The following is a 20,511-nucleotide window of genomic DNA, read 5'->3' on the forward strand; positions in this document are numbered from 1 at the left end:
AAATCGCTACCATGCTTCCTCGACTACCTCCCCCCACCCAACACTGTCGATGAATGGGCTAATACGAACAGAATGAGGGTTGAGAATTTCTTCAGATGTGAAATCAAGCGATAGTGAAAAACTACCATCTTCCGAATTTGAAATTTTCTCATTTATTTCATCACTATAGAGAGTTTGCTGCTCGAGCAGCGTGTTATTTTCAGTATAGACGCCGACATACCAGTAAAGAGCATCCGCGCCTAGCGTAGTAATTTTGAATGAGTCAAATTTGATCGTCTTTTTATATACACCGACAAGCAATGAGCGCCAAATACCTTCAATTAATTCACCGTTGGAGAAATAAGCCTTATGCTCATCGCCGATAACATCCGGATGAACCATGCAACGAGAAAAATCCACACCAGCTCTTCTCTCGAAATCACTCAGGCTGCGCTGCTTACCAAGACAGTAAATGCCATGATCACACTGCTCAGTGGTCTTATGGCCCAGTAAGGTTTTGACTCTGTTCTTAGATATGGCGTCTCTTTCCCACCAGGCTTGATCAATACTGCCTTTAGTTTTTGCCTCATTGCCATGATCTGTCCAGACTTTGACATGGTCTTTTCTGCCGTAAAAATGCCATAGCAATACTTTTTGAGGGTGGAAGATGTCATAACCGTGAGTAAATGCCCTGACTGCCATGGCTATTTCTTCACCCTCAAAAAATATCTGAGGATCGTTAGGAACTTCGGTAACAAAACTCCCTAATGAAAAAATAAATCCTCCAGCAAGATAACTTCCTCTGACCGGGTAAGTCACGTCTTCGGCCATCACATAAGGGCTCAGCTGTAAAATTTTCTCCTGAGAAAACCCTCTGAACATTAATCGAATAATATCAGATTTTTTTTCATCTAACTTGTCCGGTTGATAGGATGGTGGGTAACACGTGAGAATAGGTTTAGGACTAAAAACGGTTAAATTATTCAATTCCTCAATCATCTGGCTATCCCAGCATGATATAACACGACAGTGGGAATCTATTTGCAGAAAGTACTCTTCATTATCGTAAAGTGTTTCTGCAATATGCCTGGCCCAGCAGGCACCCTGGCTCTGGTAATAATGAACGCTAATCACCTGGATCACAGCCCCTCGATAGCTGAAAAGATACAGGTTATAACCATGATGAAGGCGTTCTTGGGTAAGCTGTATTCCCTGATCGAGAAAAATAGAGATATCTTCATCGCACTGCCAGCAAATACTGATATGTAGGGATTGTGGGCTGGAAGACTGAGAAATCATATCCATCAATGTAGGAATAAGCTCTGAATCACGATAGCTCGCGATGCTAACAAAAACACAAGGTACATTATCCATTTTATACCATCATCTTTAACGTTAAATAGGTGTTAATTTACTTGTAAAACGATCTCGGCACTGGCATCAAATTTACCGCCGGTGGGCCTTTTACCTGTCTTGCCCAGTGACGACAATGTCGCCGTCCATTTAAACTGTGCCGGGACTTTATCGTTACTTATTACTTTTCTCAAACTTGAACCATCAACGGAAATATCAGCCCCTTCATGATCTCGTATTTGAATTCTCAGGCGATCCTTATTTCCTCCGGCATCAGTAACAGTAATATATTTACCATCTGTTGTACGAGCGTCCGCAATAACTGAAGCAAGGACCGAATATTTTCCATAGTCAGTCCTGCAGTTCATTTCAAAGTCGAGTGGACGCTCAACACCGGAATCAGCCAGCGTTGGTGTAACAGTATTGAAATCAATGTTTTTGGTGCTCTCAAAAGTACAGGCGGGCGTACTATTGAGTGTAATTTTTCCTATATTTAGTTTTTGTGCATAATTCGACATTGCATTGACACCAACAAAATTATAGGCGGAATCACCGCCATCAAAGACAACATTTTCTTTATTAGGTATCAAACGAAGAACCTCTGCCGTTTTAAAAAACTCAACGACGAAATAAGAATTCGCAAAATAGACGAAGCGAAGTGCCTCCATAGGCATATTACCGCCATAAGGGATGTCTTTTTTATCAGTGCCATTATCCCACCGAATTTTCATACTAACTCCCTGAATATTGGTAGGATACATATTATTTCCACTTGGAGTAGGAAGACCGTAAGGCACCCCTCCATAAGCACTGCCAGGCGTACAGTTGATATAGGTTACAGCGTGTCCCGCCAGTGGCGTGACGAGTGTGGCGAATGGCATTGAGGTATCGACGGGTTTATCTGCACTGATACTCAAAGCCTGGGCAGGGAGAATAAAAGTAATGGGTGGTCCTCTATCTGCTTCCCCAGACGTATCGAGGGTACACTCAGCGTGCAAAGCGTTACTGACTAATGCACAACATGCCATTAAAATTTTCAATCCAAAAAATTTCATTTACGTGTTCTCGCTGTCAATTTTATTTACGAGTTCTGATGGCAGGATTTTCATTAGTTCAGTGAAACGTTTGCCAACCATGCTTTCTGCCAGCTCCAGTAGTAAAATAACGGGACTACTTGGCTCCATGCGTGTAAACCACGTCCTTATCTCAATTAACTGTGCTAAAGCATCCTGGCGATTCTCTATCTTATTGTTAATTTGCAATGTTGAAACAGCGCGCCTTACAGGCTGCTCTGTATCTTTTTGCACGTCACGTGGCATTGCACTGGCATCGCCCTCAATGGATTCAAGATGGGTTTCATCGCTTTCAGGTTCAGAAAAATGCTCGTCAACCACAGATGAAGACTGTGGAAAAAGAGTGAGAAGATGTGTGATTATCGGCAGCTCGGGAGTTTCTTCACCGAGGCTGTCCCTTAAGGAGTGCCGGATTGCCAGCAAAGACTTCACCGCACGGCTCAAAGAGATAATCTCTTTATCAGCCTGTTGATACCACTCCTCTAACATTGCAGAGATCATCGCCTCGGGAAGCGCATCCGGCTCACGAGGAGTGGCGAAAGATTTCTCAAAATCCTTTAAAGCAATAACCTGACCCGCCGCTTTAGGCAATTTGTGATTTCTTAAGTCTGTAATTAACCCTGAAGTATCATCCAGTTCTGAAAATGCATTAGCCCGCATTACTGGCTCAAAATCACCTTCATCAAACAATAAGGGGTAATACTGTTCAGGGAAAATATCGATGAGTGCTTTTAGAGCTGTGATTCCTTCCTCTACCGCCACTAAACCGATCTGCCGTAGGCGACAGCGGATCATAATAATAAACAAACGCACATCTTTGCTTTTTTGCATCAGGGCAGCACACTCGCGCTGCACTTCCGACCAATTTACAGGTTCCGCCTGTTCAACAAAATTACCGTATTCAGCGCCCTGCTTCGGTTGAATGTTAGACAGAAGAAGAATAAAGGCAGAGTCATACTCAAGACTGTCACCACATGGAAATTCATCCGATACGGGCTGCAAAAATTCACTGTAAAATTGACTTATTTCAGTGATGATAGTATCAGACACAGGCTCCCTCCTAATTAACATCTGGTATATATGCCCATCCCCGGCATACACATGATAAAAACCACATCATAACTTAGCTGTGGCAATAAATTTCTGGTTCAAAGCTCATGCCAGAAACCGGTTCTATGTTATCCAGCCTTTCAAGCCAGGTCGCATAGCCAAGCTGATGCGTACCATTTAACGTTGCATGGGGAACTTCTTCTGCAGCCAAAACGAGCTGTATATCCCATGCATACTCATACCCAACAAAATTTTTCACCCACTCCTGCAAGACCGGAAGATCATCTCCCCAGGGACTGAACTGCATATATTCTTCAAGGGTGAGAGGACCTAAAATAAGCTTGAACTTGTGCTGACAATCTCTCACGGTATTGCCGAGAATGGCCCCATCTCCAAGCAGCATCGCACAGGCATCATCACCCAAAATAGTTTGATCGCATTTATCCAAACGTATCCACTGTTCTGCGAACTCCTCCATTCGCACTGGCACCTGAAAATAATAGTGTAAAGCGCCAATGATCCCTTCTGGATTACGAGATTCACGAATCAGGTGCGAAGATGATGCTAATCGAGCATGTGGCGGCAAGTGAGAATGTATAAGTTCTTGCGCATCGATACCGATCAGGCTTCCGACATAAAATGAAAATCTCTCATCATGTTTACGGTCAAGAGAGGCCGTATCCTGTGATAAAAACCACGCACGATACAGCAACGATAATGCTCGATGATGAAATATATTAACAAAATCAACCAGCGTATTATCGTAAGCTTCTGAGCGAGAATAAGCCAACTCAGAAAAATGCAGCGGCATCGCCCCCTGAGGGCCCCATATTCCTAAACCAAATAGCTCAAGATTGACCTTGCCGCTTTCCATTGAAATAGCAGATATTTCACGTGGAGCAAAAGCCATATAAGAACACTGCCCGATGCGGAAAGCTTCCTGTCCAGGAAGCTTAGCCCTACCAATCGGTGGCATATCACTCTTCTTTGCCGCTATTGCACGCATTAAGCTAATGTAGCCCGCGTTCCAGGGTTCATCCTCCTTGAACCAAGTTTCTAGCTCGGAGGTCATTGGTTGAACGTGTGAATTTTCTTTCATATTCACAGTGCTCCACGCCTTCCAGGCCGTGCTCCCCAGCGCGCAATAAGCCCTCTCTGCATTGAGTGTAATTCTGTCTCAGTAAAAATATTTATCGCAGCATGACGAGCCAAGTAGTTTTCCATGATAAGGCCAAATAAGTATGGACTAATGCCCGAAAATCCCTCTTCATCCACCGTTAACATACAGCGTACTCCCCGACCATAAACCAACAGGCCATCGCCAGGAATACGCCTAATAACAGGTTCACTTTTGCATCCCACAAGGCTGTTAACCTGAGCAATCGACTCCTGATCCGCACCATTGAGGAAGAGGCTAAGCATATTACGCAACGATTCCCCACCTAATCCATGGTCCATATCTGAGAGTGGAAGGTAATTAAAACTTAGTTGACGAATTAATCGCCATGACGCTTCTCCCAGGGCAAATGCCGGACGCGGAGCACTGGGTTGGCAGACAAACATTGCACCGTGAACAGGAACAGAACCAGACATCGTCAGGTCTAAGCTACCACTTGCCTTGATAAGGCGCGGAAGATCCCGATTAGTCACCATCGCATCAATAGACAGATACCTGATATCATCGCTAAAAGGCGCCTCATTCTGATCTACTAATGAAACGAAAACTTCAGTGCTCACATAGGGAGTACGAGTATCGTATTTCCTGGTATTCTTATCCTTGATTCTTGCTTCTCTACGAATAGAAAAATAGCGACCAAAGTTTCCATCATCAGAATGTCGGGTATGATACAGGGGTTTAAAAACGACCTCATCACTGCTTTCAGCCTTCTGCCCCAATAGCCGATTGACTGAGAAAACTTCATAATCTAAAGGCCTGCTCCGGTCAGGAACAACATGGAAACTATGCAGTGCCCTGTTAATTTCTATCCTATCGACTAACTTAGGGAAAAGATTGATAACCGGGGTGCAGTGCAGAAGAAACCGGGATGCATCGATATGACCGATTAAATCTTGTGGCAATCGGTCAAGTAAAATAATGAGTTCAGCCTCATTGGAATTATTTTTCCTCAGGCTATCTGCCAGATGATTTAACGTAAAAAAATAAAATCGCTGACGGCAGGAGAAATACTCCTGGATGAGGTTATGTCCATGGAACATGTTCCATGAAAGCGGTAAAACGCTTTGTTCCGGTTTTAGCCCCTCGAAGGTCAGTGGCTTTTCACTGACAACGACATCTTCTACCTTTGCCTCACCTGCTGAATCACCTGCTGAATCACCTGCGCGAACAACCATGGCAACATGGCTGGTATGTAATAGCTCAAAAATATGTGAGACGATCCTTTCATCACCATCGATATAAAAAGGTAACTGGTCTAGCCCTTCTAGCTGTGAGAATACAATATCACCCTGTAATTTTAGCTTGATGCGTAACGCACCTTTGAGTCGGGAATGAGATATACGATATCGCTCCAAATTTGGTAGATCAGGAGGAATAGAGGTCAGGCGTGCTTCAGTAATTTCAACCGGCCAAAGCGTGAGATCCTGTCCGTTGCGAAACTCACAACGGGTAGCCTCGCCCGGTAAAATTCGAGTATGAAAAGCACTATTTTTTGAGACTAAATAACCCTGCATCAAATCACCTTCTTTCAGATTAGGCTGTAATTGAACAACACCGATTGAAGGAGTAGGAGAGTTATAGTTTGGATAGATAACATCCAATAGCCTTTGAGTAAACTTAGGAAATTCTGCATCCAGTTTTATCTGAGTTCGGGCAGATAGAAAACAAAATGCCTCAATAAGTCTTTCAACATAGGGGTCAGCGACGTCTATGCCATGCATTCCCAGGCGGCCAGCAATTTTAGGATGTTTCTCAGCAAACTCACGTGACATTTCTTTCATAAACGTAAGTTCCTGATTGTAATAATCAAGAAATTTATGATCCACTGACATTTCTCACTAAATCTGTATTAGCCACTCTTATTAGCGAATTTATTTTTTCGCTAGCTATTTTCCATTGACGATAAAAAATCGACCCTTTTTTTTATATTTTCAAGGTTCTACTTCATCTATTATAGAAATAAGAACATAACACAAAAAAAGAAGAACAAAACTACGTAATTTATCCAAAAAATAATTTTAGGAATAGTGACCGATTCATATTCCTAAATAAAATTCAGACAAGAAGTTTATCTTTAGTTGCCTTGTTAAAATTTAGTACTATCGAAAAACAGATGAAGTTAATTTTAACAGCTTCTTCTTCATTAGGATTAAGGGATGAATTAGTGGCCATCACGAGAAAAAACTTATTTGGAAAACTCAATAATTCGTTGTTTAAAAGCATTGAGAGCGCAACAACTTATTGCAAACTTCGCGGCAACCCATATGTCGAAATAACCCATTGGCTCAACCAATTATGGCAGCAAGAAGACAGTGACCTGAAAAGTATTTTTAGGCATTTTGAACTTGATGCTGCAACCCTGGAGCGGAATCTTTCTGAGGCAATCATTAGATTGCCTACAGGGGCCAGTACTATTTCTGATTTTTCATATCACATTGAGCTAGCAATTGAGCGTGCATGGATTTATGCAAGTCTGGAGTGCTATGCGAGTCGCATCAGAAGCGGTCACCTATTGATTGCAATGCTGACGACAATGGAATTGCGTCGCGTCTTATCGGCGATCTCTCCAGTATTCGACAATGTTCAACTTGATGTATTAACTAAAGATTTTAACTACATTACGCGTTCTTCTACTGAAGCTAATGAGTCAGAAGATGATGTTCATCATGATAGCGATCTACCGGGGCAAGCCAGCAATGCTATCAATACAAATGAAAACTCAGCATCTCTTACACAGTACTCTACAGACCTTACTGCATTAGCACGTGAGGGGAAAATTGATCCCGTGCTAGGTCGCGACCATGAGATCAATACCATGGTCGATATACTGCTGCGCAGACGCCAAAATAACCCGCTATTAACCGGTGAAGCTGGTGTAGGCAAAACAGCAGTAGTAGAAGGATTAGCACAGGCGATTGTTGCAGGTAAAGTCCCACCTTCCCTTTCTCAAGTCCGCTTGTTAGCCCTGGATATCGTAGCTCTCTCTGCGGGTGCCAGTATGAAAGGCGAGTTTGAAGCACGCCTGAAATCCGTGCTAGATGAAGCCATTGGGTCACCTCAACCCGTTATTCTCTTTATTGATGAAGTTCATACACTTATTGGTGCAGGTGGTAATGCAGGAACAGGCGATGCAGCCAACTTGCTTAAGCCGGCTCTTGCGCGTGGCCAGCTTCGCACGATTGGTGCCACAACCTGGAGTGAATTTAAACGTCACATTGAGAAAGACCCTGCTTTAACGAGACGTTTTCAGGTATTGCAAGTCGAGGAGCCAGATGAAAACACGGCTACGTCAATGTTACGTGGTCTGGTTCCTATGCTCGAAAAGCACCATAAAGTTTGGATAATGGATGAAGCACTACAGGCAGCTGTGCGACTTTCTCACCGTTACATTCCTGCCCGTCAGCTGCCTGATAAGGCGATCAGTTTGCTGGATACGGCGTGCGCACGTGTTGCAGTGATGCAATTTGCACCGCCAGCAGAGCTTTTGCTTAGAAAATTCCAGGCGGAGACAGCCCAAACTGAGTTATCACTCGCAGAAAAAGCACTTGCCTTCGGTAAAGAGCAACGTCAACGCATTGATGAGTTACAGCAAGATATAACGCAACACGAAGAGCAGGCCCAGATTCTATCTTCACGTTGGGAGCAGGAAAGAACTCTGGTTGCTGAAATCGTCGCAACCCGAGAAGAACTCGATACACTGATCCAGCAAGAATCCCCATCACCAGAAGACATCAGCCTTGTTCAGAAGAAGCTTAGCGCATTGGAAACAACGCTTAAAAAGAGTCGACATGAGCATCCGCTTGTCCAGGCTGAGGTTAACGCCGAAGTCATAGCCAGTATTGTTGCTAACTGGACAGGTATACCCGTCGGCCAGATGATGAAAGATGATATTCGGACCGTACTGGAGTTGCCGTCACGTCTTGAGGAAAGAGTGACAGGCCAATCTCATGCTTTAGATTTGGTCAGTCAGAGTATTCAGGCTTCCCGTTCAGGTTTAGCAGATCCCGGAAAACCTATTGGTGTGTTTATGCTTGTGGGGCCATCTGGTGTAGGAAAAACAGAAACTGCACTGGCACTGGCTGAGCAACTGTATGGCGGTGAACAGAATCTCATTACTATCAATATGAGTGAATACCAAGAAGCCCACACCGTTTCTTCATTGAAGGGATCACCTCCAGGATATGTTGGATACGGTGAAGGTGGTGTATTAACGGAAGCCGTACGCAGGAAACCATACAGTGTAATATTGCTGGATGAAATTGAGAAAGCGCATCCAGATGTTCATGAGCTATTTTTCCAGGTTTTTGATAAAGGCTGGATGGAGGATGGTGAGGGGCGCCATATAAATTTCAAAAATACTATTATACTGTTAACCAGTAATGCCGGTAGTGAAGTGATAAGCAGTGTCTATGCCGATATTGATACGGCTCCAGATATAAATGGCTTAAGAAAATTATTACAACCAGAGCTACTAAAAACATTCCCGGCTGCATTTTTAGGGCGTGTCAGTGTAGTTCCTTACTTGCCATTACAATCTTCCACACTTGAGCATATTGTAAGAGTTCATTTGGATAGAATTGGTAAACGTTTACATGAACAACATCATGCGTCGCTTAAGTATGATACTCAGTTGGTGAGGTTCGTTGTAGAACAGTGCCCTGTCGCAGAAACTGGCGCACGTATGTTAATTCGTTTCATTGAGCAAAACATCATGCCTGAGATGGCACGGAAAATACTCAGTAGTGAGAACGGCATCGATGGAAAAATTATCAATTTAAGTGTCAACGCGGATAAGGAAATAACCATACTATTCCCAGAAAAGGAGAATTTGCAAAAAGGAAAAGTTAAAAAGGGTAGTTAATGCAATAAGTTACATACAAAAATATTATCATTAGCTTTATAGAGGTTATATATCATGGAAAAGATGAAGTTTTTAGCAACCGCTCTGGCACTTAGCCTCACAGCTTCTTATTCTTATGCTGCAGATCTAGGGGTCGGTCAGGGTAAAGTAACATTCAACGGTAAACTGATTGCTGAAACTTGTCAGCTTGAGGATGGCATGGATAATATTATGGTTACTCTGCCAACATTATCAACCCAAACGCTGGCTGCAGCGGGTGCCACCGCTGGTAGTAAAGTTTTTGAAATTAAAGTAAAAGATTGCGATAAATCAATCAAGAAGGTCGCAGCACACTTTGAAGCGATTGGAAGCACTGGTGTGGATTCAAAAACAGGCAACCTGGAAAATAAGGCAGTAACTGTAGGCGAAGACAAGCCAGCAACGGGTGTTCAAATCCGTCTGTATAACTCTGATGCAGAGCAGAATCAGCTGTTACTGGGTGATACAGGTGAGTCATTTGAGGTTGAGGCAGCAGGGACAGCAACGATGCGCTATTATGGTGGCTACTATGCGACTGCTAAAACAACCCCAGGCTTGGTTACTGCTACCGCCATGTACACCCTGAGTTATCCATAAAGCCCTTAATATGTTAGGGGACTTAATCCATGGTTATTCATTAATTGTGGATTAAGAATCGAGTGAGTCAGATAACACTAAATGGAATAGTTATCTGACTCCTCTGCTGCTTTATGCTTTCCTTTTAATGTTAAGATGATAATGCGATGATATATAAAACACTCATAGCGGTCTTTACTACTATTACATTGTCAACAAGCTCGATGGCAGCGATGACAATCGCTGGGACTCGTGTTATTTTCCCTGGTAGTGAACAAGAAGTCACAGTAAGAACGACGAATAAAGGAAATAACCCTTCTTTAGTTCAGGTTTGGGTAGATGATGGACATTCTGCCGCTGATGTCAACACGATGAAAGTACCATTCATTGTTACTCCCCCGGTATATCGCGTAGAACCTGGCAAAGGGCAAAGTCTACGATTGATCTATAACAACATGGTATTGCCCAAAGACAGAGAATCGGTTTTCTGGTTAAACATGCTGGAAATCCCCCCTGTTTATAAAGGGCCAGCGAAAGACAGATTAGAACTGGCTTTCAGAACAAGAATAAAAATATTCTATCGCCCTAAATCTTTGGACAAAGCCACGAGCAACCTGGGAGCAAAAGATCTAAAGTGGACGGTTGCAAGACAAGGAAAAAAGGTGAAGATCAACAATCCGACTCCTTATTACTATTCTTTTGACACTATGACGCTCTTTTCTGGGGCACAAAAAGTGAGTGTAAATGCAGAAATGGTCGCACCATTTTCATCCTCAGAGTTTACTTTTTCCAAAAATTCACCAGCAATAACGAATCTTACTGGTGGCGAGTTTAGCTTACTAAACGATTACGGCGCCGCTTTGGTTGGTAAACTGAAGGCAGCAGGAGATGAATTAACGCTCGAAAGTATGAAATAGAAAGCAGTCAATCTAAAGATTCTCATTGGAAAAAGGAGCTTACCAATTGGGTCATTTAATATCGAAAAGAGGCATAGCACAGAAAAAAATCAATAGCATCAGCATCCGCATTTACAGTGCGTTTAAACTATTTGCAGGGATGGTTTGCTCAGTCGCTGTCGCACAAGATGGCGGAGAGACAAAAATAGCCGATGGAACCAGCGATCCGATAAGAGTTGATTATAACCCGATGTTTATCCACGGTTCCGGGGTAGACGTTTCACGTTTTAGTGAAGGTAACAGGATTGAACCTGGTGTTTATAGTATTTTCATCATAGTTAATAAAAAACATCGTATTAAATATGACGTCACCTTTAAAAACTCCAAAGAGAACCCAAATGCTCAGCCGCACTTTACACTGCAGGATCTAAAAAATATTGGGATAAAATTAAATTCAGAGAATAATACACCTCTACAAACTGATAAAAAACAGAAAGAGATCAGTTTTACATTGCAAAGTGTCATCGAAGATAGTTCGGTGAACTATAACGCAGGTGATTATGAGTTAAACATTACTGTACCACAGGTTAATATTATTTATCATCCGCGAGGTTATATTGACCCCAGCCTTTGGGATGCAGGCGTTCCCGCGATTTTCCTTGATTACAATGCTAATATGTATCGAAGTTATACTGGTTCAAAGTACGGATCCAGAAGTAATAACATTATTTATACTGGCAATATCGGTATGCAGACAGGATTCAATGCTAAAGGATGGCGTTTCAGAAAGCGTCTGAACGTAGGCATGTCCAGCCGTGGGACTTCGAATACGCAAAATTTATTTGGTTTTGCTCAAACAGACATCATTCGGTTACAAAGCAGCCTCACAATAGGTGATAGTAATACCAGAGGAGATGTATTCGACAGTTATAATATTCGAGGCATTATTTTACAATCAGATGAACGTATGCTGCCCGAAGGATTAAGAAACTACGTTCCTGTAATTAGAGGCGTGGCAGAAACCAATGCCAAAGTCACCATTACTCAGCGTGGGCAGACAGTATATGAAACTGTGGTTCCGCCTGGCCCGTTTGAGCTTACTGATGTTGGGGCAATGGGATATGGTGGAGACCTCGAAATGACGGTAACAGAAGCCGATGGTCGAGTCAAAAGTCAAAGCATTCCATTCTCTGCACCACCGATGTTACTACATCAGGGTGTATCTTTGTTTAGTGTCAATGCAGGGGAGCTCAGAGAAGATAAATTAAGAACGAAACCGAAGGTAATGCAGGGCGTGTACCAGTACGGTGTGGGCAATATGTACACACTGTATGGCGGCGGGCAACTTTCGGAACATTTCTATTCAACGGCCTTGGGTAATGCATTTAACACACCAATTGGTGGTTTCTCGGTGGATGTCACACACGCAAAAAGCCAAATTTCTGAAAATAAAAACAAAGCTGGCAATAGTTTTAGAGTAGGTTTTAGTCGCTACCTGGAAACAACAAATACAGATTTTACTCTTGCTGCTTATAAGTACTCAACGGCAGGATATTATACATTTAGAGAAGCAAGCCTTGAGCGATACGCTTCTAGAAATAACCAAGAATCAGATTATCGAGCAAAACAACGTCTGACCCTGACTATTGGCCAGCGATTATGGAATGATGCTTATCTGAACTTCACTGGTAGCATGTATAAATACTGGGACAATAGATCCGGGACCAGACAATACTCCCTAACCTATAATAAGTCTGAAAAATATTTTTCTTACTCACTTACGGGTATGCGAACGATGAATAGTAATCGTAGAAATGAGAACACTTATATGTTGTCTTTCAACATACCACTTGGCCGGAGTATCAGCAGTCAGCCAGTCTTTAGCTCAATCTATACCACTCTGACGCACGATGAGGGAGGTGGATCTTCCCTGCAGGTCAATGCCAATGGTAGCCAGGGTGAAATGAATGAACTGAACTATGGGATTGGGACAACAACAACGAACAGTCATAATGAGGGCACTAAGGAAACTGTCTCTGGCAATGCTTTCTATCGTTCCCCTATAGGAAACCTCGGCCTGACAGCATCGGCTGATAATAAATCAACTAATCAGGTCTCTTTGTCCGCTAACGGAAGTATTGTCGGTCATCAGGGCGGTATCACGGCGGGTCCACCTATAGGTGATTCTCCCTTTGCTATCATCAATGCTCCAGGAGGAAGGGGTGCCAAACTATTAAATGGTTATGGTTCGAAAGTCGACTCAAATGGGTATGCCATTATGCCTTCATTAACAGCGTATCGGGAAAACAGAGTTTCTATCGATACGAGAGGACTACCCGCAACAGTTGATGTGCTAGAAAGTGAAAGCACAGTTGTGCCAAGAGCGGGATCAGCCATTTTGGTTAACATGAAGACAATTGTTGGAACGCCTTACATACTTATTGTTAAACGCTCTGATAATAGTTATCTGCCGATAGGCACAGAATTGTTCAATGAGAATGGCATAAGCCAGGGTATTATCGGACAAAATGGGATGGCATTTATTCGCGGCTGGGACCCAACGATAAGCATACTGAATGCAAAATGGGATGAAGGACGAAGTAAGTGCCGTATTCTTCCTAACAAAAAATGGATTGCGCCATCCGACAAAGGTAATAAAAATATAGTTACCATGGAGGTAAAATGCATAATATGAATAGTGCAATCCCATGTTTGAGTAAAATCCTATATTCAGGGATGCTGTTAATCGTTATAGTAACAGCTAGCCAAAATATTGTAGCTGCTGAAGACTGTAAGAACTGCATAGTCAATGTTTCATTTACAGGGATATACAACGATGAAACATGCGAGGTTGTAATTAATGGCAAAGAAAATACAGACACCGTTGAATTACCAGCAATATCCACTCAGAGCCTTAGAGTGCCTGGGAGTGAAGCCGGCAGTGGAACATTTGATATTGGACTAAAGAACTGCCCGACGAATAGAAATGTAATGTTAAAATTCGTCAGTAACATATCACAAGCAGATCCATTAACTGGAAACTTACTAAATACATTAGGAGATGAATATAGTAAAAACACACAAATAAGACTCCGAAAAGAAGACGGGACACAAATTAGTATTGATGATCTCGCCAGTGCGCAGAACTATTTTATTTCTGAATCAGGCGATATGGTAACGCATGACTACATTGCAAACTATTTTGCAAATGGTAAAGAAGGTGTAACACCCGGATTGGTAAAAACGACAGCGGGAATCGAGCTTTTTTATAAATAAAAACTCCAACTACACCAAATAGTGTCAAAAAAATAACTTTACAAGCAAATAAATTATAGATAAATATCGCACTCGATATTCTTATATATGCTCATGGAATTTTTAAAAAGGAGTAGTAATGGCGATCAATAAAAGCAGTGCGCAGAAGTTCATTGCCAGAAACCGGGCACCTCGAGTCCAAATTGAATATGATGTTGAAATTTACGGAAGTGAGAAAAAAATCGAGTTGCCTTTTGTTATGGGCGTGCTCGCTGATTTATCTGGAACACCTTTAGAACCACTTCCAGCGGTTGTTGACAGGAAGTTCCTGAGCATTGACATTGATAACTTCGATGAACGCATGAAAGCAATGAAGCCTCGGGTTGCATTTGCTGTACCTAATACGTTAACCGGAGAAGGCATGTTAATGATTGATATGACCTTCGAAAGCATTCACGACTTTTCACCCGATGCTATTGCAACAAAAGTTGATTCTTTATCTCAGTTACTTGAAGCAAGAACACAACTGGCTAACTTACAAACATACATGGATGGTAAAGCTGGGGCTGAGAGCCTGGTCACTCAAGTGCTGAAGGATAAAGCATTACTGAATGCACTGGCCAGTGAAGCAAGACCGACCCCGCCAGATACCAATGCTTCTGAGATCGACTGATTATTGTAGAGGGAACTATGTCAACTCAAACTGTAAAAAATGAAAAGCCGGCTGTAGCGGCAACCTCCTATAGCGACTTTAATGCTCTTTTGACAAAAGAATTTAAGCCTAAATCTGAACAGGCGAAATCTGCTGTAGCATCAGCAGTAAAAACATTGGCTGAACAAGCACTGGCGAACTCTCTGACAATTGCTGATGACGCATATAAAAATATTGCTGTCTACATTGCTGAAATTGACAGAAAGCTCTCAGAGCAAATCAACTTGATTCTTCATCATGAAAAATTCCAGTCACTGGAAAGTGCGTGGCGGGGATTGCATTATCTTGTCAACAATACTGAAACAGATGAAAAGCTGAAACTTCGTTTCATGGATATATCTAAAAACGAATTGAGACGCAACCTGAAAAGATATAAGGGGATTGCCTGGGATCAAAGTCCTCTGTTTAAACAGGTTTATGAAGAGGAATATGGTCAGCTGGGTGGTGAACCTTATGGTTGTCTGGTTGCGGACTACTATTTTGATCATACGGCACCCGATGTTGATTTGCTGGCATCAATTGCTAAGATTTCTGCCTCAGCTCACTCCCCATTCATTACGGGTGCAGCCCCATCGGTGATGCAGATGGAGTCATGGCAAGAACTAGCCAACCCGCGTGATTTGACCAAGATTTTCACGCAAAACCTCGAATACGCAGCATGGAATTCACTGCGTAATTCTGAAGACTCACGTTACATCGGCCTCGCCATGCCTCGCTTCCTGTCACGCCTCCCTTACGGAATTCGAACGAATCCGGTAGATGCTTTTGACTTTGAGGAAACAACGGACGGAGCGGATCATAGCAAATACGCGTGGTCTAACGCCGCTTATGCAATGGCAGTCAATATTAACCGCTCGTTCAAACACTACGGCTGGTGCACCTTGATTCGTGGCGTTGAGAGTGGTGGCGTAGTGGAAGATCTTCCGTGCCATACTTTCCCTACGGATGACGGCGGCATCGATATGAAATGCCCGACGGAAATTGCGATTTCCGATCGCAGGGAAGCTGAACTGGCGAAAAATGGTTTCATTCCATTAATTCATCGTAAAAACACAGACTATGCGGCTTTCATTGGAGCCCAATCACTGCAGAAGCCAGCTGAATATTACGATCCAGATGCAACTGCGAACGCCAATCTTTCAGCACGACTTCCTTATATGTTTGCCTGTTCGCGTTTCGCGCATTATCTGAAATGTATTGTCCGTGACAAAATTGGTACATTCAAAGAACGTGATGATATGCAAAGTTGGTTGAATGACTGGATAATGAATTACGTCGATGGTGATCCAAATAACTCATCAATGGATACTAAAGCGCGTCGTCCATTAGCAGCAGCTGAAGTTGTTGTTGAGGATGTTGAAGATAATCCAGGATTTTACCAGGCCAAATTCTTCTTGCGTCCTCATTTCCAGCTTGAAGGTTTGACTGTGTCTTTACGCATGGTTGCTAAATTACCTTCGCTTAAAAGTTCTAAATGATAAAACTTGAAATCATCAAATTGGGTTCGAATTTATCAAACAAACCACAATAGGAAGAAAATTAAACCTTCCTAAAGTAGGCAATACAGTTGTCGCACTTGCTGTGACTTTTTACCACATAGAAAAAAGGAATTATCATGTCACAAGATATGTTTATCAAAATTGATGGTATCGATGGTGAATCTCCAGATGCTATTCATAAAAATGAAATTCAAGTCCTGAAATGGAGATGGGACGTGAGTCAACATTCGAACATGCACAGTGGTTCAGGTGGTGGTTCAGGAAAGGCAACTGTGAGTGATTTTTGCTTCGAGCACTATACAGACAAAGCCAGCCCTAATCTGTTGAACTACTGTTTGACAGGTAAGCACATCAAAAATATTCAATTCGTCATCCGTAAAGCGGGTGGTAACCCTCTTGAGTATTTGCTGATTAAATTTACCGATGTCATTATTACTTTAGTTGATATGGCCGGTTCTGTAGAAGATGAATCTCGCCCTCGTGAAACTGTGAAATTCTCGTTCTCGAAAATGACACAAGATTACATCATGCAGAATGCTGAAGGTCAGAAATCTGGCGTTATCTCTGCTACCTATGATGTTAAAGCTAACCTGCACGGTTAACGCTCAACTTGGAAATGAATCGCTATCTTAACCATAGCGAATATTTCCAATAAAAATATTGCCCAGGAAATCACGTAGACTTCCTGGGCATTCTGAATTCGATTTTTTGATATGGATTAACGCAATTAATATTTATAGCGTTAAGAATAACCACACAGCTTAAGTTTTATGCCGCGTAGTCTTCTTTTATTACATTTTATAAAATAGATTTTTATGATGACAAAATGGTTAAAAACGTCCGCAGAACGCTATATGTTGCTATTTATTGCACTTTTTTTTATCTTAAATTTGACATCGTGCAGTTTGTTCTCTGGCGAAAAAAAACAGGATAGCATAAAGGTTACGTTGTTAGCTGCGAGTGATGTCAATCTTAACATTCACAACAGGCCATCGCCTCTTGGTATATATATCTATGAGTTAAACACACCCGATACATTTGATAACAGTGATTATTACTCAATAATAAACAACACCAATAATGCTTTATCACAACAGTCGAAAAAATTGTATCAGGCTATTCTGATGCCAGGTGAAAAAAGAAATATTGAGATTAGCCCTGGAAAATCCAGCGTAGCTCTGGGAGTAGTCGCTGCATATCGGGATATAAATCTCGCGGACTGGAACAAAGCTATCATGCTTCCAGAGGTTAAACCTGTCCCTTGGTGGAAGTTAATGCATTCAGAAGAGCCACAAATTCTGAGTATTGACTTTAGTAAAACTTCAATCTCAACAATAAAATGGATTAAGATGTGAGAACGAATAAAGTCGTCTGGAGCGAAGGACTGTTTCTACGTCCCCAACTATTCCAACAACAAGAGCGCTATTTAGAATATTTTGTACATAAGCGCACAGCGACCCTCAATCCTTTTTTTTGGGGTTTTTCCCAATATGATATAGATAAAGAAGCATTGGCATATGGAAAACTGGTTCTGAGATCGGGAGGCGGCGTTCTGCCTGATGGAACCCCATTCGATATCCCTGAGCATGCAGAAATCCCTGAGCCACTGACAATCAGTCCAGACCATTTAGGAAAGATGATCTATCTTGCCGTTCCACTTCGTCTGGAAAACAGTGATGAGACGATCTTTGATAAAAACAATCAGAGTTCACTCGCCCGATTTTTGGCCTATGAAACGAATCTCAATGATACTAACGCAATCAGACAAGGTGCTAAACCTGTTCAATTAAGTCGATTACGCATGCGTCTGGTACCTGAAACTGAAATGACAGAGTCCTGGCTCGGTTTACCATTAACGAAAATAAGGGCAATACAGCCCGATGGTAGTGTTTTACTTCACTCAGAAGACCATATTCCGCCAGTAACCGCTTATGCAGCTAATATACTTCTGACAGAATGGTTAACACACCTTAACGGTCTGGTTAAAATGCGAGCAGAAATGTTAGCAACCCGTCTATCCGCCAGCGATGGCAAAGCGAGTGCCGGTGCTGAGGTTGTTGACTATTTGCTGCTACAAATTTTCAATAAATATGAACCACTTCTTGATCATATCAGGCATATTCCTGAGCTACCGCCGATCCTGATATATCAGGAACTGGCAAAATTTTCGGGTGAATTATCCACTTTTGTTCGGACTACGACGCGCCGTCCGGTCGCTGCGCCAGGTTACGATCATGCTCGACTTTATGAATCAATTCGACCATTGGTTGATGAAGTGAACTATCTTCTGAATCAGATACTGGTTCGGGCAGGACAAATGATCCCGTTACTGCCAAAAGGAAATGGTGTCTGGTCTGCATCTATGTTGCCTGCAGAATTGCACTCATTCTCAAACCTTGTTCTTGCTGTCCATGCACAACTCGCAATGGATGTGTTGCAGCAGCAATTTACTTCACAGACAAAAATTAGCGCACCGCAGCAATTGCATGAGCTGGTCAGGTCGCATTTACCAGGGCTAGTCCTGCAAGCCTTACCCGTTCCTCCACGACAGATTCCTTACAGTTCAGGTTATGTTTATTTCGATCTGCTCAAAAGTGGACCATTCTGGGAAAAAATCTCTGCTACAGGGGCAATTGCCCTGCACGTAGCCGGGGAATTCCCTGGATTGAAAATGGAACTTTGGGGAGTTAGGAACTAATGAGCGAAATACAGGATCGTGGTCTTGAGGCTGAAGACATCCCACCAGAAGAACTTACACCTCAGGCGCTCGGCAGATTTCTGCCGGATGAGCACAGTATTTCCATTGACAATAGTATTAAGGAAAGTAAAGAACATGATGAAATTGAGCGATTTCTTCATAGCGAGAAAAACTATTTAAACGAAACATCGCTCAGAAGTGAGAGTGTCCAGCAACGGCTGGTAAACATCAGGCAGGCTGAAAATCCACTACTGGAAGCTAGCCAGTATTTGCTTCGCGCGTTAAGTGAAATGCCTGAACATGTTGACTCGAGCGAACATGTTGAAGTACTCAAAAGAAGTATTAAAAATGAAATAAATCTCTTCGTTATTGTTTGCGATGAGATAGATGTCTCGTGGAAGAAAATGGCCATTGTTCGCTACTGTCTGTGTACCGCACTGGACGAAGCCGCGCATGAAAAAGCGTGGGCACAGAGTGCGGGCTGGTCACAGAGTAACTTACTTAACCACTTCGAAGGTGATAACGACGGGGGCAACAAATTTTTCCTGCTTGTTGGCCGTCTTTCCATGAATCCCCATGAATATGCAGACGTACTTGAGGTACTTTTGCGTATTCTTGGGCTTGGATTTGAAGGTCGTTACAGTATTATTGAAGATGGTGACCGCCAACTGACGAAAATCAGACAGCGTTTACTTACCATTATTCAAAGCACAAAAGATACGACTTCGACAATTTTATCGCCACACGGATTGGTTAGCCGTGGGAAGCCGAAACGTGAGAAATTGATCGTTCCCGTACGCGTGACATTGTTGTTATGCGGAATTTTAATTTCATCAACGTTCTTTTGGTATAAATATTGGTTATCAGTTAACCAGAGTGTTATTGAGCATAAAATTCTTGCGATGCGGAAAGTGAATGTGGCAAAACCAGAGGCTAAGAAACTTAGGCTCGCATACTTGTTAAGAAATGAAATAGCGAAAGGTTTAGTCAGTGTTGACGAGACAAAAGAGCAAAGTAAAGTCGTATTCAAGGGTGATTCGATATTCGAAGTCGGCGCAACATCCGTAAAACCTGATATGGATTATGTTATGAATCGAGTAGCGAAAGAAGTACAAAGAGTCAATGGCAATGTAATTATTGTTGGACATACCGACGCAACGCCCATTCACAAGTCTGGAATTGAAAACAACACTATTCTTTCTGAATTACGAGCTAAAGCCGTGGCCAAACTTTTTGTTAACACCGGTTTATCTGAGAAAAAAATACATACTCAAGGCGTAGGCGATACTCAGCCAGTGAGTAGTAATAGTAACCCCGAAGGTCGTGCGCAAAACAGGCGCGTAGAATTCTTCGTTACTTATTGA

The 20,511-nt window shown here is 42.5% G+C and carries 16 protein-coding genes; 11 read left to right on the forward strand and 5 right to left on the reverse strand.

Annotated features, from left to right (window positions below; genetic code table 11):
• Nucleotides 1–6 precede the first annotated feature (6 nt).
• The 5 genes from WH279_RS01285 to tssF all read right to left on the reverse strand — a co-directional run bounded on the left by WH279_RS01285 (nucleotide 7) and on the right by tssF (nucleotide 6,458).
• The gene (locus tag WH279_RS01285) at nucleotides 7–1,353 is read right to left on the reverse strand and encodes a GlcNAc-transferase family protein (protein WP_339454752.1); all 1,347 of its coding nucleotides are present in this window, start codon (nucleotides 1,351–1,353) and stop codon (nucleotides 7–9) included.
• A gap of 32 nt (nucleotides 1,354–1,385) precedes the next feature.
• Nucleotides 1,386–2,387 carry a fimbrial protein gene (locus WH279_RS01290; RefSeq protein WP_339454753.1) on the reverse strand — a complete coding sequence of 334 codons (1,002 nt, stop codon included), beginning with the start codon at nucleotides 2,385–2,387 and terminating at the stop codon, nucleotides 1,386–1,388.
• Nucleotides 2,388–3,455 carry a type VI secretion system protein TssA gene (locus tag WH279_RS01295; protein ID WP_339454754.1) on the reverse strand — a complete coding sequence of 356 codons (1,068 nt, stop codon included), beginning with the start codon at nucleotides 3,453–3,455 and terminating at the stop codon, nucleotides 2,388–2,390. It lies immediately after the preceding gene.
• Between the two features lie 73 nt (nucleotides 3,456–3,528).
• Nucleotides 3,529–4,554, reverse strand: coding sequence for a type VI secretion system baseplate subunit TssG (tssG, locus tag WH279_RS01300; protein ID WP_339454895.1), 1,026 nt, complete (start codon nucleotides 4,552–4,554; stop codon nucleotides 3,529–3,531).
• Between the two features lie 2 nt (nucleotides 4,555–4,556).
• Nucleotides 4,557–6,458, reverse strand: a complete 1,902-nt coding sequence (gene tssF, locus WH279_RS01305) for a type VI secretion system baseplate subunit TssF (RefSeq protein ID WP_339454755.1) — start codon at nucleotides 6,456–6,458, stop codon at nucleotides 4,557–4,559.
• Nucleotides 6,459–6,796: 338 nt separating this feature from the next.
• Here tssF and tssH point away from each other — a divergent pair, with 338 nt between their 5' ends.
• The 11 genes from tssH to tssL all read left to right on the forward strand — a co-directional run bounded on the left by tssH (nucleotide 6,797) and on the right by tssL (nucleotide 20,511).
• Nucleotides 6,797–9,493 (forward strand): type VI secretion system ATPase TssH, encoded by a 2,697-nt coding sequence (gene tssH, locus WH279_RS01310; RefSeq protein ID WP_339454896.1) that lies wholly within the window; start codon nucleotides 6,797–6,799, stop codon nucleotides 9,491–9,493.
• A gap of 54 nt (nucleotides 9,494–9,547) precedes the next feature.
• Entirely contained in the window at nucleotides 9,548–10,108 is a 561-nt protein-coding gene (locus tag WH279_RS01315; protein ID WP_339454756.1) for a fimbrial protein, read from the forward strand.
• A 146-nt stretch (nucleotides 10,109–10,254) separates the two neighbouring features.
• The gene (locus tag WH279_RS01320; RefSeq protein ID WP_339454757.1) at nucleotides 10,255–11,004 is read left to right on the forward strand and encodes a fimbria/pilus periplasmic chaperone; all 750 of its coding nucleotides are present in this window, start codon (nucleotides 10,255–10,257) and stop codon (nucleotides 11,002–11,004) included.
• A gap of 25 nt (nucleotides 11,005–11,029) precedes the next feature.
• Nucleotides 11,030–13,678, forward strand: a complete 2,649-nt coding sequence (locus WH279_RS01325; protein ID WP_339454758.1) for a fimbria/pilus outer membrane usher protein — start codon at nucleotides 11,030–11,032, stop codon at nucleotides 13,676–13,678.
• Nucleotides 13,666–14,259: a fimbrial protein gene (locus tag WH279_RS01330; protein WP_339454759.1), complete on the forward strand. Its 594-nt coding sequence runs from the start codon at nucleotides 13,666–13,668 to the stop codon at nucleotides 14,257–14,259. The genes WH279_RS01325 and WH279_RS01330 overlap by 13 nt, the downstream gene beginning before the upstream one ends.
• Nucleotides 14,260–14,377: 118 nt before the next feature.
• Nucleotides 14,378–14,911, forward strand: a complete 534-nt coding sequence (gene tssB / locus WH279_RS01335; protein WP_200642519.1) for a type VI secretion system contractile sheath small subunit — start codon at nucleotides 14,378–14,380, stop codon at nucleotides 14,909–14,911.
• A gap of 17 nt (nucleotides 14,912–14,928) precedes the next feature.
• On the forward strand, nucleotides 14,929–16,428 hold the full coding sequence (gene tssC, locus WH279_RS01340; RefSeq protein ID WP_339454760.1) for a type VI secretion system contractile sheath large subunit: 1,500 nt from the start codon (nucleotides 14,929–14,931) through the stop codon (nucleotides 16,426–16,428).
• A 137-nt stretch (nucleotides 16,429–16,565) separates the two neighbouring features.
• Complete coding sequence (locus tag WH279_RS01345) at nucleotides 16,566–17,051, forward strand: Hcp family type VI secretion system effector (RefSeq protein ID WP_339454761.1); 486 nt, start codon at nucleotides 16,566–16,568, stop codon at nucleotides 17,049–17,051.
• Nucleotides 17,052–17,303: 252 nt separating this feature from the next.
• A complete protein-coding gene (gene tssJ / locus WH279_RS01350; protein ID WP_339454762.1) occupies nucleotides 17,304–17,804 on the forward strand; it encodes a type VI secretion system lipoprotein TssJ in 501 nt (166 codons plus the stop codon).
• Nucleotides 17,801–19,147: a type VI secretion system baseplate subunit TssK gene (gene tssK, locus WH279_RS01355; RefSeq protein WP_339454763.1), complete on the forward strand. Its 1,347-nt coding sequence runs from the start codon at nucleotides 17,801–17,803 to the stop codon at nucleotides 19,145–19,147. Before tssJ ends, tssK begins: the two co-directional genes overlap by 4 nt.
• Complete coding sequence (tssL, locus tag WH279_RS01360; RefSeq protein WP_339454764.1) at nucleotides 19,147–20,511, forward strand: type VI secretion system protein TssL, long form; 1,365 nt, start codon at nucleotides 19,147–19,149, stop codon at nucleotides 20,509–20,511. The genes tssK and tssL overlap by 1 nt, the downstream gene beginning before the upstream one ends.

The sequence above is a fragment of the Erwinia sp. MYb375 genome, assembly GCF_037479175.1.
GTDB classification, from domain to species: Bacteria; Pseudomonadota; Gammaproteobacteria; order Enterobacterales; family Enterobacteriaceae; genus Erwinia; species Erwinia rhapontici.